The sequence below is a fragment of the Paenibacillus intestini genome (genome assembly GCF_030803945.1).
GTDB lineage: Bacteria > Bacillota > Bacilli > Paenibacillales > Paenibacillaceae > Paenibacillus > Paenibacillus polysaccharolyticus.
In genome coordinates, this window is sequence record NZ_JAURUN010000004.1 from 103,707 (window position 1) to 117,501 (window position 13,795).

Consider the following 13,795-nt stretch of genomic DNA (forward strand, 5'->3'; position numbering starts at 1 on the left):
ATAAATTAGCTTAGCGTTTTAGGGAAAAGTTTAGTACCTTTCTTGAACAATTCCACGGCAATTTTACCTGCTTCAGCACGAGTCAGGTTACCTTTCGGATTGAAGAGGAATGATTTGGCATTGCCCTGCACGGGGCTGCCTTCCATGATTTTTGCCTTGGATACAGCCTGCACCGAAGGACGGGCATAGTACTCAATCTGATTAGAATCCTGGAAGGATTTAGACAATGTCCCCGCGAGCTTACTATCATTCGCAGCAAGCTTCATGCTCATCGCTCGTGCGATCATTACTGCCGCTTGCTCACGTGTAATTGGATCTTCCACACCAAAGAATCCATCACTGAGTCCTGTAATGATCCCTGCTTTGGCTGCTGTCTCAATAGAAGCATAATCCCACGTATCACTTCTGGTTGTTGGCGAAACGTCTGAGAAGGTCTGTATATTCGAATACTTCAATGGAATATCCAAACCTTTGACCAGCAGGGTAGCAAACTCACCACGTGTCGTCTGATCATCTGCACCAAAAGCGTTAAAGCGCAAATTGTTCATGATGCCTTTGGAATACAGAGCATTAAGGATATTTCTTGCCCACGGGTGGTTCGTAATATCCGGGTAGCTCTTACTTTGCTTCATTACTTTGTAATAACCAAACTCGTCGAAAGAAACGGTAACGGTATGTTTCTTCGTATCCACAGCTCCACCAATCGGTTCCCACTGTCCGATATTGCTCTTATCGGAGTAACGGAATACGCTAATGGTCGAACCTACTTCATCTACAATTGATGGATCGTAGGCAAGAGTCAACGTACCTCGGTTAGAAGGTACCAAAATCCGTTCTGTCGGGAATTGTGTAAAACTTCCTTCTAGAGAGTATGGTGTTACCCCATTGGTTCCTGGCTTATATCCGCTTGTGCCTTTATCTCCAAGTTCACCAATTCCTCCATTAATCCAATACGTATCGGATACTGGAACGAAGTTGCTTGTTGTCAGATTAGAGTTAAACATCTCTGTCAAAATCGTCGGAACTGTGATTGGTGACAAACCTCCCGTACTGCGTGGATCTGCCTGTCCAATATTAAAGCCGTAGTCATTTTTTCGTTCCAGTACGCCGTCCTTCGGATCAGCAATACCAAACAGAATTTTATTGTCCGGGTAGAACTTGATTACACCACTGCTTGATTTGGAAGCGGATTGCAGAATGGTCCCTTTCGGGAACGACAATTCCAGCTTCTTATTAAATGCAGAATATTTGTTAGCCACTTTCGGAGCCATATACTGTGCATCTACTCCAACGGTGCTTGTATAGAACACGTTAACCGTATCGTTAATCTTGCCGCCTTCTCGCGTAATCTGGATTTTGATCGCATTGTTTTTATCCGGAGACAATCCTACATAATCCAGGACAAAACGGTTATCCATATCCGGACGTTTAACAGCCGCTTCCTTACCAATCAATACCTGTGTTGCACCCTCAGCTTCAATATCAAAATGTACATAGTTTTTGTTAACGACAATCTGTTGTCCTACTGTCGCTACAGGAGACAAGATACGATAAGAAGATGGTTCTCTTAAGATCTCCAACCGTTGTGTCGTTCTGGCTCCCGTGCTGTTGATCAGCTCTAATGTGTACACATGGCTACCTGGTGCATCAAAGATATAGTTCCGGATCCGAATCATGAATTCATCCTGATTCCCCGCAAAGTCAGCAATATGACCATCTTGAGTTGCCTTGTTTGGATCTCCTGTATCCGTTGCTGGAATCGGATAGCTGTAGATCAGCTTGGAACCAGAGTACAGATTTGCAATAGTGGCACCGCCACCCTTAAACACCAGGTCATATCTATCCTTACTCGTTACATACTTTCCATCACGAATAATGAAGTCCGGCGTTACTTTGAAGATATTGACCATCTCTTCAGGGGTGTATACACTAACATCTGCCTTGCTGAATTCCACACGACCATCCGTTGGAACAGGGACCGGCATGAATTTATCAATATTGGACACATTGCTGTCTGAAATGTAAATTCTGATTTTTTTCTCAATGACCTTAGTCTTACCTGCACCGTCTTTATCCGTGCCTGTAATGGTGATGGTATTCTCTCCATATACAAGTTCTCCCGTCCCCCCAATAGTCAACGGGAAGGAAAACTTACCGTTAGTGCCCGGGAAACCAGCAGGAGTTCTGGCTACACCATTCACAAATAATTGACTTGTGAATGGAGGAGATACAAGTGTACTGAATCCAACGAACTCACCATTGACCGTTAAGGACTGGGTCGTTTTTGAATTGAATGTATAGTTCTGTCCATCATACAAGTTGGCTACGTAAATATAGCTTTTGGCAGCATACGATACGGTAACATCGTAATGTGGATCAGGATTTCCATAATAAAAACGAATTTTCTGCGTGCCATTGGCCACATTTTTTACCAAGTAGACCGCTTGATTGTTTGAAAGACCGGTAGGCGCATTCGTTCCCGTTGGTGCTCCCTCAATCGTCAACTTGGTTGTTCCGGTTGGGAGGTATTCACCTTTTACGATTTCGCCTGCAATAGCTTGGCTAGACTCCACCATAATATAAAAATCTGCTGTAGCAATCTGTGCATTGTCCAGTGGTACTTTATTGGTTACTGCACCACCACTATAATCTGGAAGATAGTACATATTGGTAATAGCTTTAACACCTGGAGCATAAGTAAACTTCCCTTGATATCCAGAGCTAAATGTTCCATGCCCTACAACGGCGTTAACCGTTTGATTCTTCAAAATTTCAGCTGGTGTTGTGGTTGATGTTTGTAACGGATACGCATTATCGGTTGTGAATGTAACGATTCGGTATTCAGGCGTTGACCCATCCGGACCGGGAATAATGGTTTCCGTTGCGTTGCTGAACGTCATCGTTGTTCCATTGACTGTGAACGATCCTGAATCCTTAAATGAGCTATTGCTTGCGATATAAGGAAGCACCATCTGAACCTCAAGCTTGGCTTCGGTAGCTGCATTCGAGAATGTCGGGATATTGTTCAGTAGCGATTTCGTATCTGTAGTTCCACCGCTCGTTAATGAAACGTTGAGCGTAGAGAATGGCTGATCCTTGTCGTAGTAATACACTGCACGTTCGGTAAGGATAGAATCCGAACCGTTGGCAATTCTAAATTTCAGATTATTCAAACCAGCAGTCAGTTTTAACTGTGGCGTGAAAAATGTTCCGTTTTGAAGCAAAGACGAATCGAGTTCTTCTCCACCATTCAATGAAACAGTTACTTTAATTGCATTTTGCACTTTACCTTGAACAGACACAAACTGTGTATTGACAACTGTCTGCGCACCTTCATTCAAACCATAGGATGTATTGGAACCTGTACTTGGGTCCGTAAAAATTTTAAAATCCTGGATAAATGGAACCTGATCATACAGCACATAAAACGTATCTGAACGCTCTACTGATCCTTGAGTTCCTGTGAAGGTAATCCGGTTAAAACCCGGAAACAAGGTGATGTTGTTTGCCGTAAAGTTGTTATTACCGCTCGTACTCGCAGTTACTGCAGTGGTATTGGAACGGGTAGCATCAGGCTCCCATTTCGTTTTGTTGCTCGGTGCACTAACCGAGTTAAGCTGTTCGACTTTGACACGCATCGTATCTTTGGATACAAAAGCGTATGCACCTGTTATTGTAATTGTCCCCTGAGTCGTCTGATAAGCTCGATCCCGAGTCAAAAATCTAGCATTTGCTGAGTCTTCAATGTTCAAATCCGCCGTTTGACTAATGGCGATATTATCTGGTGTAAAGTAGGTAGTCAGTGCGTTGGCAGCCGAAGCAACGGACCCACCGAATAGACCTTGTGGGAACAACGAGAGCACCATGGTGACCAACATGATCCAAATCAACGGCCGTTTCTTTTGTTGCATTACGTATCATCTCTCCTCTTTTTAAGTCAGTTACCAGTATTTATCGGCAAAAAGGTTCCAATTATTTAGTAAAAATCTCAAAAAAAACAAAAAACCTTATCCCAATTGGGATAAGGCACGGGTCTAATATTAGAATATTGAACGATAGCAGGAAACGAAATAATTTTTTAGGATTTCGAACGGGTCTGTGGATTAAGCTTCACGCGCATACGCATCAGGAAGTTAATCACTGGTTTTCTCGTTTTACTTACAAGTCCAATGACTTCTGCCCCAACTTGCAGGAAGAACATCATGATACAGATCACAACAAAGGTTACCCAGTTGGCTTCAAACATTGCAGCCGAAGACTGGATAATAGCCAGCACACCGAAGAACGCGGCAATACCATAGATAATCAGTACGGTCTGACGATGGCTGAATCCAAGTTCACGCAAGCAATGATGCAGGTGACCTTTATCCGGTGAGAAGATCGGTTTCCGTTGCACCGCGCGGCGAATAATTGCGAACAATGTATCCGAGAGCGGTACACCGATAATAATCAGCGGTGTAATAAAGGACACGACTGCAATCTGTTTAAATCCGAGCATCGAAAGCATCGCCAGGGAGAAACCAAGGAATAGTGAACCGGTATCTCCCATGAATATTTTCGCTGGGTGGAAGTTAAAGAACAAGAACCCGATAATGCTACCAAGCAATACCAGACACATCAGAGCAATCATCGTATTACCCATCAGGAAAGACATCACTGCAATGGTTCCAATAGCAATACCCGATACACCGGCTGCCAGACCATCCAGTCCGTCGATCAGATTAATCGCGTTGGTTACACCAACAATCCACAGAATCGTCAGCGGAATGGACACCCACGTTTCAAGTGAAGAATACGCATCCTGAAACGGAATGTTCACGAAGTCTACACGAATGTTAAATCCAAATACAACGACCGACGCAGCTACGATCTGTCCAAGCAGTTTCACTTTGGCAGACAGTTCAAAACGGTCATCAAGTGCACCAATCAACACAATGATGGAGCCCCCAACCAGAAATGCACTGACAAAACTCATATCGCGAGTTGTAAACCAGGCGGAGACAAACGGAAGCAGGGCAGCCACCGTAATAATAAATGCCAGAAAAATACCCAATCCACCGAGACGCGGCATAATACGTGTATGCACTTTACGTGCATTCGGTGTATCCATTGCACCGATGCGGACTGCGAACTTCTTAACAAGTGGTGTAAGAGCTAAAGCAAGTCCCATTGACACCAGAAATCCAATGATAAAGATCGCTACCATTTGAACATTCGACCCCCAATTATAATACCTTCAGAAAAATTATAAATCCCCTGTTCTCTTTTTCTATATATAAAGAAACATTGTTTTTCACTTTTGATGAAAATTTATTGTTGATTCTGAGGCAACAGTTACACGGTACGAAGAGTGCAAGGGAAAACCTGTAGAAGCGAAGCGTTCGCTTTTATCACCGAATTTCATCCTTGAACAAGGATAAATAGAAATTTGGGGATAAGGGCGATCGAAGGTTCTCTTGCAATCGTAGTAATGAAGTGTAACAGCTCCTTTAGCGGGAGTGCCTAGTGCAATCAAAGAATGTATTCATTCGAGTGACACACGTATGTGCCGGAATGAATTATACGCTGATCATTTCTGAAAAGCTATCCTCAATTTCTAGCAAAAACAAGCATTTATCTCGTAATTACCTGTTTTTATCGGACTTTTGTCACGTTTTCTTTGTCCCGCATCACTTTCACTGCGAATTTCGGGAGCGCAAGCATCCGTCCAGCCCGGCTAGGTTCACGAAGCAGACGATAGAACCATTCCAGTCTTAACTTTTGGAACAGTTTAGGTGCCCGTTTGCTTTTGCCAGAGATCACATCAAAGCTACCGCCAACCCCCATCATGACAGGAACTTGCAACGCATGCTTATGCTTGTGAATCCAGGGTTCTTGGGTATCCGCACCGCGAGCGACAAATAACAGATCAGGTGCAGCCTGCTGTATCGCAGCTACAACCTGCTCATCCTCAGCCGAACCGAAGAAACCGTCGCGATAACCGACAATACGAATAGCCGGATACTGCTGTTGTAACCGAACTGCCGTTTCTTGAATCACTTCAGGAGTCGAACCAAGCAAATACACGCCCCACCGATAGTTTTCTCCAACCCGCAACAATTCATGTAAAAGTTCAAAGCCCGGCACTCGTTCTGCTAAAGGATCACCGCAGTAGCCCGCAGCCCATACCACGCCGGTTCCGTCCGGAACAATCATCTCCGCATCCTTCATCACCTTCATAATTGCGGAATTTTCTAGCGCAGCCATAACCATAATTGGATTGGCAGTGATAACCTGATGTGGCTGTTTCGACAACACGGCTTCTTCAAGCACCTGTACCGTTTCTTTCATCGTTAGTTTGGAAAAGGGGATACCATAGATGGAAACGGTAGGAATAGATCCGGTCTGACTCATTGTTATCTCATCCTTTGCGGCCTAAATAGGTAATAATTTGCTTGGCAGGCTCTACGGCCTCCTGCTTCAATGCAGTAATACGATCTTCATGTTGCTTCAACCATTGTGAACGATGTTCCAGCAATCCAGCAACCGTTTCTGCAAATTTATCCCCATCCAGTGAACTGGTATTGCCTGCAGGCTCACTTTCCAGTCGAAGCAGGAACTGATCGATTTTGGGATCATACGAGATACCAACAGGTGGAACATACTGTGAAGCTGCGTAGATCAAACTATGCAGACGCATACCGATCATCAGATCACAGCGACTGACTTCCTCCAGCATTTGTTGAGGATCAGTAAGATCGTCCGTAATACTAATTTCACTACCTTTGCTTGTCACATCATCAATCATTTCCATAATGAAACGGGATGCCTGCACATCATCGGGCAGATGAAACGGCATAAAGCGCAGATGGACAGCCTTTTTCGTAGCCAGCTTCTTCAATCCAGCCGCAATAGCCGTCAATTCCTTACGATCCGATTCCCAGAACCGAACAGACACTCCGATCACCGGTAGTTTGGCATGAGTTGGTTGTTCCTCAGCAGTGGAAGGGTCCGCTTCATCCCGGACTGGTGATGCTGTATCCGGCAAAGGTAAACCCATCACTGGGTCAGGCACGACATGAATCTGATTCCACTTTAGTCCAAGACGACGCAGATAATCTGCGGATTGCTCGTCTCGAACCGATACATAGGTACAGGATTTAAATACCGATTTGATCATCGGGTTAAAGATTTTACGGTGAACAGGGCCAATACCCTGCGCATAGATAAATGTAGGTTTTTTCAGCCACTGAGCGAGTTTGATCACACCCAGATAATAAGGAATGGACTTCAATCCAGTTGCATCCTGCAGCAGACTTCCGCCGCCACTGATAAGTCCGTCACTTTCCTTCAGTGCCTCACGAACTTCCTTCAGCTTCATGCGATGTACAGCACGAACGCCATACATCGAGGTTGTCCACTCCGGATTAATGGAGAGCACAATCGGTTCAATGGTAACATTGGACCGCTGGCTCTCTTCTTGGAGGGCAGTCAGAATGGATTTCAGTACAGCTTCATCTCCGCTGTTGTTGAATCCATAGTATCCTGAGATGACTAACTTTTTAGAAGTGGTGACCATTTTTTCCAACATCCTTCCGCGACTTGCCACACACCCACAGCAATGATACCAAAGATCAAGCCAAGGCCGAGTCCCATCACCCCACGAATCAGTGACAGTACAGCTGGTGTATGAATATGCGCAAACGTATCAACCATAGACAATTGACCCATCGTGGCGATGATTAGCGCAAAAATCACTTTACGGTATTTTAAAGCGGCGAACACGCCAACGATAAACAGCGGGTGTCCCAGTACAAATTCTTTGAATCTAGGCCGCACGCCAAACGTATCTTCCAGCGTGGTACGCAGGAACATCTCAAATGGTGTAACGGAACCAGCGTTACCTGTACGGCTCAAATAATAATATCCAACAGCAGCAGCAACAAGCGCCAGTACAACCATCAAAATGTTGATCGGCATACGAAGCATGTCTTTCACTTGTTTCACAGAGATTGAACCGGAACCACGATAGAATATAATATAGATCGCAACCAGACCAATCGGAGCGAAGTGCAACAAGCTGACTCCACGGAACTGGTTAATAACCAGGCTGTACGTAATGCTATTCAATAATGCGATCACAAACGGTACAGCTACGAACGAAATGATCGATGTTCTTACATATAAAACAAGGGTCTGTGCCAAACGACGACCCGCAGGGGCATCCGGTTGACGCAGTTGTGTTGCATTCACTGTACGAACCGCCAGTACCATTGCAATGGTTGGTGCGGAAATGGCAGCAAGCAAGGCGATTCCTTGCTCCAGCAATGTAGGTTTCAACAGGAACAGACCCGCGCTTCCTACTAGTCCAAGCAGGAACACGGCAATGGTGAATACAGGTGCAAAATATGAAACCATCAGTGTGATCAAAGCGATTGCTCCGATAAGAGCGATCAGCTTCGCATACCGTTGAATAGACGAATCTTTCACAGTGAATGGTTCAGCTTGTCCAAGCTCAAAGCCGTGTTTGGCCATACGTTCAACGGCATGTCCTGGCTCACCCAAACTTTTGATCAGATTTTCGATCGGGTCGGTGATCTCAGCTTTGGCCGTATTCCGGCTCGGTGAAGCGTTCATATAAATCATGCGAATATTACGGTCTTTGGTTGCCAGTACAAAACGGTCGGCAATAGTATCTTCTTTCAGATTCGCATCGGAGTCGCTTAGTGAATAGAGACGAGTTACGTTGTAATCAATTTTGTAAGCCAGCGTCTGGAATCCTGCCTGTGGCTTCTTCAGATTTTCAATCGCCGCCAGACCAATATGATGTTTGTTCAGGAGCTGGGCAAACTGATCCAGACTTTTCATCTCTGCATTATCATTGTACCCTTTCACTGCATCCCCATCAAACAGGATACGTGTTACGCCATTTTCTTCGAAGAAGGTTAGCAAACGTTCCATCGATTGTTGGTTGTAAGGTACCGTGTCGGAGATACGGGGTAAAATATAAAAACCTTTATCACGCAGCATTTTCACCGCAACCGGGTCAGGCTGCATCGGTTGCATGTTGGCATTCTCCGGCGGTGTCTGCAATATTAAGCCGCTGCGACCTTCATACTCCCAAGGTTGAACCGGGATCTGACGCTCAGCGAACGTTTGTTCAATAATAGGGGTATAAGTCTGCGCATTCTCTTCAGATGTGAACAATACATAGGTATAGTTCGCATTGGAAGGAATCACTTCTTTTGTCATATTCGCAAGATCCTGACCTGAGTAAACCATCAATCGGCGTGTTTTTTTGAGTTCGTCCAGCGTACTCTCAAACACAGCCATCGTTGTCACACCAGCGTCTTTCAGACGTGTCATTTGTTGATCAATGAAATCTTGCGGGTGAGCCTGATACGCGGAAATATCCAAGAGTCCTCGGTAGTTGAAGACCAGTTCTACTTTGTTCGTAGAAGATTCTGTCTGCACCCGGTCACGGATGACCGGAATGGACGCCACCAAACCAATAATAACGATGAGCCACAACCACTTCCGGGAAGCGTTATTCCAATAAAGCCATTTTTGACGCACTACGTGTACCTCCTCAGTTGTTGGAACCAAATGCCCGTTCTGCTCTTATAATTCTTACGTTCAGCATGTGTTAACACACTCTCTAATATGCCAGCACACGATCCATTTTATTTCAAAGAAAAACCCCTCCGCCAACCAACCTTACGGTGCGGAGAGGCCTTCTGCATCTTTTTCTTACAGTACCATTTGTTTTATTGCGCGTCTACACGCGACATAACTTCCGAAACCAGACGTTCGATCTGGCTCTCTGCATCTTGCAAGCTCTCACCGCGCACAGCGAAGTACACTTTGATCTTCGGCTCTGTACCGGAAGGACGCAGGCAGAACCATGATCCGTCTGCCAAAATAAATTTCAGCACGTTCTCCTTCGGCAGGCCGTCCAGACCCAGAGAGTAGTCCAGCACATCCTGCACAGCGATGCCCGCAACTTCCTTCGGCGGATTAGAACGCCAGTCGGTCATTTTCGCCTGAATCTGTGCGACTCCGTCTTTGCCTTTCAGCGTGCGGGACTCCAGTTTTTCGAGGAAGAATCCGAACTGGTTGTACAGCTCCTGCAACACATCGTAGAGTGTTTTGCCTTGACTCTTATAGTAAGCAGCCGCTTCGGCAATCAACATCGAGGCAAGGACAGCATCCTTGTCACGGGCATAGTTGCCGGAGAGGTAGCCATAACTCTCTTCATATCCGAAGAGGAAAGTATGACTTCCGGTTGCTTCGAACTGGTTCATTTTTTCACCGATATATTTAAAGCCTGTCAGGGTGTTCATCACTTCTGCACCGTAATGCTGAGCGATAACTGCCCCCATCTCACTCGTTACAATCGTTTTGATTACTGCACCGTTGCTTGGCAGCGCGCCTGTCTCTTGGAGACGACTGAGCAGATAGTGTACCATAATGGCACCCGATTGGTTACCGGACAAGACGAAATATTTGCCATCCTTGTCTTTTACGACAGCACCCATACGGTCTGCATCCGGATCTGTACCGATCAGAATATCTGCACCTACGGATTCGCCCAGCTTCATTGCCAGTGTGAACGCTTCGCGCTCTTCTGGGTTAGGGGACTTCACTGTGGAAAATTCAGCATCCGGCTGCTCTTGTTCAGCGACAATATACAACTGTTCGAATCCGATCTGCTCCAGTACGCGGCGAACCGGAAGATTGCCTGTACCGTGTAACGGTGTATATACGATTTTGAAATCACGGCCGATGCCGGATTGAATCAGCTCACGGCTTAGACTGCGGCTTGCCACGGTGTCTACGAATGCCTGATCGTCTTCTTCACCAAGCCAAACCAGCAAACCTTGTGCTTCGGCTTCTTCGCGTGTCATTTTTTTCACATCTGCAAGAGAAGGCACCTCTTGAATGTATTGAATGACTTGCTCTGCTTCATGCGGCACCAATTGTCCGCCTTCATGGTTGTACACTTTGTATCCGTTGTATTCTGGCGGGTTATGGCTTGCTGTTACAACGATACCACCTGTGGCTTGCAGGTGACGCACACTGAAGGACAGTTGAGGTGTAGAACGCAGGGAAGGATACAGCTTGGCTACGATACCATTAGCCGCCAGTACCAGCGCCGCATCCAGCGAGAATTCAGGTGAGAAGTGACGGGAGTCATGTGCGATGACAACCGAAGGTTTGCCTTCCTTGTCCCCATGCTGCTCCAGCAAATAACGGGCAAAGCCTTGTGTAGCACGACCGACTGTATATTTGTTCATCCGGTTGCTACCGGCACCAATAACACCGCGCAATCCACCTGTACCAAACTCCAGATTTCTGTAGAAACGCTCCTCCAGCTCTTTGGGTTGATCTTTCAGATCACGAAGCTCCTGTTTCGTTGCTTCATCGATAGAAGCATCCTCCAACCATTGTTGTAACGTCTCGGCTGCTGCTGCGCTTAACTGTTCCATATCCAATAAGCCCCTTCCGTCTATATAAAAATTCTATTTATGCACGTAGCTGTTCAGCGTAGTCATAAGTTGGACTAAAGATATTTACACGTCCACTCCAATGACAGAGCAACCTTCCAATCGCTGTTATCCCCAGATTTTTTGTATTCCCTTTTCTAAAAGGCAAAAATCCGGTGATAAAGGCGAACGCTTCGCTTTTTCAGGTTTTCTCTGTCCTCTCCGTTTAAGTGTAAAGAATTAGTACAACTTATCTGCATGATATATACATGCCTATGTAATCAGCTTGGGTCTGACAGTGCAAACATGATTTCGCCTTCAGCGACAATTTTGTCATCCACGCGGGCAGTAGCTTGACCTTTACCAATCGAGCCTTTAAGACGTGTAATTTCCACTTCCAGAATCAACGTATCCCCAGGCACAACTTGGCCACGGAACCGGAAATTGTCGAGTCCCGCCAAGAAACCGATTTTGCCTTTGTTTGCTTCTAAATTCAGCATAGCTGCCGCGCCAACCTGAGCCAACGCTTCTGTGATCAATACGCCTGGCATTACTGGATACTCAGGGAAATGTCCAATGAAGAACGGTTCATTAATCGTTACGTTTTTCAAACCAACAGCACGTTTGCCATCCTCCATCTCTAAAATTCTGTCCACCAACAGAAACGGCGGGCGATGTGGGATAATGGATTGAATTTGTTTGATATCTAACACAATTTAATCTCCTCTCGGGGTATTTATACGAGGCTCTCCAACATGCAATAATGCCGGCGCAATAGCGTCGTTTCGGAAAGAGATTGTTCTATGATCGCCATTGTCCCTGAATTTTTTTGATCCCATTATAATGGGTAAAATTCTGTGACAAACGCGAGCGCTTTACTTCTTTTGAACAATTCTCTTCCCTCCACTTACTGTAGTGCGGAAAACATTAAACGAGCATGATCAAGTCGATCCTCATATAAAATGAGTTTCATTTTTAATGTTGTATGAAATGTTGTTTTAGGGTTAACACTAGTAATATCCTTCATGACTGCAGTAGTGAAGGTTGAGATAAGGGGTCTCTCTTCGCGATGACAAGCAATGTCTTTCGCAGGGGAGGCCTCTTCTGACGTTAAACGTCATCCATCATTATACTGTTTTCAACACCAAAAAGAAAACTCCTGCCTGCGCAGGAGTTTTCGCTGAACTCGTTATCTTATGGAGCAAATACCAGATCATAGACATGTTTCCAGGTACTCCATTGCCATACGGAACCGATATCCTGTTTGCCCAGTACCACATACCCAGCGACCATTCCGCCAGCGAGGGCAAGAACAAGCAAAATCGGAATCAGAAACCATCTTGCGATGCGCCACCAACTCTTCTTTTTTTTCTTGACTTCCTTCTGCTCCGGCTTGCTGTTCTGCTGCTGTGTTTCTGTCATCCCATTCACCTTTATGCTCTCATATTATTGGCAAGACCCGCCATGGAATCACTAGACGTGAGCGCCCGTGCCGCCAGTTGATAAGTCCGCTGACCTTGCATGAGCAACGCCATCTCCTGTGTCATATCTACGTTGGATTGCTCAAGGAAACCAGTGCGGATCGATGCCTGAGGTACACGTGTTGCTGCATTAGCCCCGAATACGTCATTCTCGGTTAACCCAGCACCCAATCCAAAGAGGTTGTCCGCTAATTGCACAAGTCCTTCAGGACGCTCAATATCCACCATCTGTAGCTGTCCCCTGATTACGGCATTGCCGTTGCCCTGACGCACGAGCAGATTACCTTTCTCATCAAAAGCAACTGTGCTGTCTTTCGGAGCAGTAACGGGCTCTCCCTGACGATTCAGAGCTAAATTCCCATCGCCATTGACAAGCACCATCAGGTCAGGATCGTTCGGATTCGCTTTTGGACGCATATCGGGCACAAAGTGAAATGCACCTTGACGTGTCCATACTTTCTGACCATCTGCCTGAACAGCAAACATCGCATTGCCCTCAATAGCTAGGTCTGTCGGGTTACCTGTCTCCTGCATGCTACCTTGGGACATATCTCTGGTGAGGTTGACCAGACGTGCTCCAAAACCAAGGTTATACCCCATCGGTGTCGAACGCCCATCCTGCTTATACTTGTCATCTTGTTGCTGTATACGAGTCAATACATCTTCAAAGTTTGCCTGTTTACTTTTATAGCCTGCCGTATTCACGTTGGCAATATTATCGGAAATGACATCCAGCCGTTGCTGAATCGCAGTCATCGACACCTTGGCACTAATCATGGAATTATTCATGCGGTGATTTTACCTCCCCTGCTTTGCTCCGCAAAGGGCTTATCGCCCATCACTACGCGG

General features: G+C 45.8%; 9 protein-coding genes. All 9 read right to left on the minus strand.

Features of this window, described 5'->3' with window-relative positions; all coding sequences use genetic code 11:
* Positions 1 to 5: 5 nt before the first annotated feature.
* A complete protein-coding gene (locus J2T16_RS13775) occupies positions 6 to 3,911 on the minus strand; it encodes an S-layer homology domain-containing protein (RefSeq protein WP_499018520.1) in 3,906 nt (1,301 codons plus the stop codon).
* A 167-nt stretch (positions 3,912 to 4,078) separates the two neighbouring features.
* Complete coding sequence (locus tag J2T16_RS13780; RefSeq protein ID WP_090922903.1) at positions 4,079 to 5,206, minus strand: glycosyltransferase family 4 protein; 1,128 nt, start codon at positions 5,204 to 5,206, stop codon at positions 4,079 to 4,081.
* A 428-nt stretch (positions 5,207 to 5,634) separates the two neighbouring features.
* A complete protein-coding gene (locus J2T16_RS13785) occupies positions 5,635 to 6,393 on the minus strand; it encodes a WecB/TagA/CpsF family glycosyltransferase (protein WP_499018522.1) in 759 nt (252 codons plus the stop codon).
* Between the two features lie 7 nt (positions 6,394 to 6,400).
* The gene (csaB, locus tag J2T16_RS13790; protein WP_499018523.1) at positions 6,401 to 7,558 is read right to left on the minus strand and encodes a polysaccharide pyruvyl transferase CsaB; all 1,158 of its coding nucleotides are present in this window, start codon (positions 7,556 to 7,558) and stop codon (positions 6,401 to 6,403) included.
* Positions 7,534 to 9,555: a DUF5693 family protein gene (locus tag J2T16_RS13795; RefSeq protein ID WP_499018524.1), complete on the minus strand. Its 2,022-nt coding sequence runs from the start codon at positions 9,553 to 9,555 to the stop codon at positions 7,534 to 7,536. The genes csaB and J2T16_RS13795 overlap by 25 nt, the downstream gene beginning before the upstream one ends.
* Positions 9,556 to 9,746: 191 nt before the next feature.
* The gene (locus J2T16_RS13800) at positions 9,747 to 11,468 is read right to left on the minus strand and encodes a phospho-sugar mutase (protein WP_253499739.1); all 1,722 of its coding nucleotides are present in this window, start codon (positions 11,466 to 11,468) and stop codon (positions 9,747 to 9,749) included.
* Positions 11,469 to 11,746: 278 nt separating this feature from the next.
* The gene (fabZ, locus tag J2T16_RS13805) at positions 11,747 to 12,178 is read right to left on the minus strand and encodes a 3-hydroxyacyl-ACP dehydratase FabZ (RefSeq protein ID WP_090922893.1); all 432 of its coding nucleotides are present in this window, start codon (positions 12,176 to 12,178) and stop codon (positions 11,747 to 11,749) included.
* Positions 12,179 to 12,659: 481 nt separating this feature from the next.
* Positions 12,660 to 12,887 (minus strand): DNA-directed RNA polymerase subunit beta, encoded by a 228-nt coding sequence (locus tag J2T16_RS13810; RefSeq protein WP_221791282.1) that lies wholly within the window; start codon positions 12,885 to 12,887, stop codon positions 12,660 to 12,662.
* Between the two features lie 11 nt (positions 12,888 to 12,898).
* Positions 12,899 to 13,735: a flagellar hook-basal body protein gene (locus tag J2T16_RS13815; protein ID WP_154891317.1), complete on the minus strand. Its 837-nt coding sequence runs from the start codon at positions 13,733 to 13,735 to the stop codon at positions 12,899 to 12,901.
* Between the last annotated feature and the right edge of the window lie 60 nt (positions 13,736 to 13,795).

Bases quoted from the DNA above. Each gene is read 5' to 3' on its own strand.
- J2T16_RS13775 (WP_499018520.1), bottom strand. From the start codon at position 3,911: ATGCAACAAAAGAAACGGCCGTTGATTTGGATCATGTTGGTCACCATG.
- J2T16_RS13780 (WP_090922903.1), bottom strand. From the start codon at position 5,206: ATGGTAGCGATCTTTATCATTGGATTTCTGGTGTCAATGGGACTTGCT.
- J2T16_RS13785 (WP_499018522.1), bottom strand. From the start codon at position 6,393: ATGAGTCAGACCGGATCTATTCCTACCGTTTCCATCTATGGTATCCCC.
- csaB (WP_499018523.1), bottom strand. From the start codon at position 7,558: ATGGTCACCACTTCTAAAAAGTTAGTCATCTCAGGATACTATGGATTC.
- J2T16_RS13800 (WP_253499739.1), bottom strand. From the start codon at position 11,468: ATGGAACAGTTAAGCGCAGCAGCAGCCGAGACGTTACAACAATGGTTG.
- J2T16_RS13810 (WP_221791282.1), bottom strand. From the start codon at position 12,887: ATGACAGAAACACAGCAGCAGAACAGCAAGCCGGAGCAGAAGGAAGTC.
- J2T16_RS13815 (WP_154891317.1), bottom strand. From the start codon at position 13,735: ATGAATAATTCCATGATTAGTGCCAAGGTGTCGATGACTGCGATTCAG.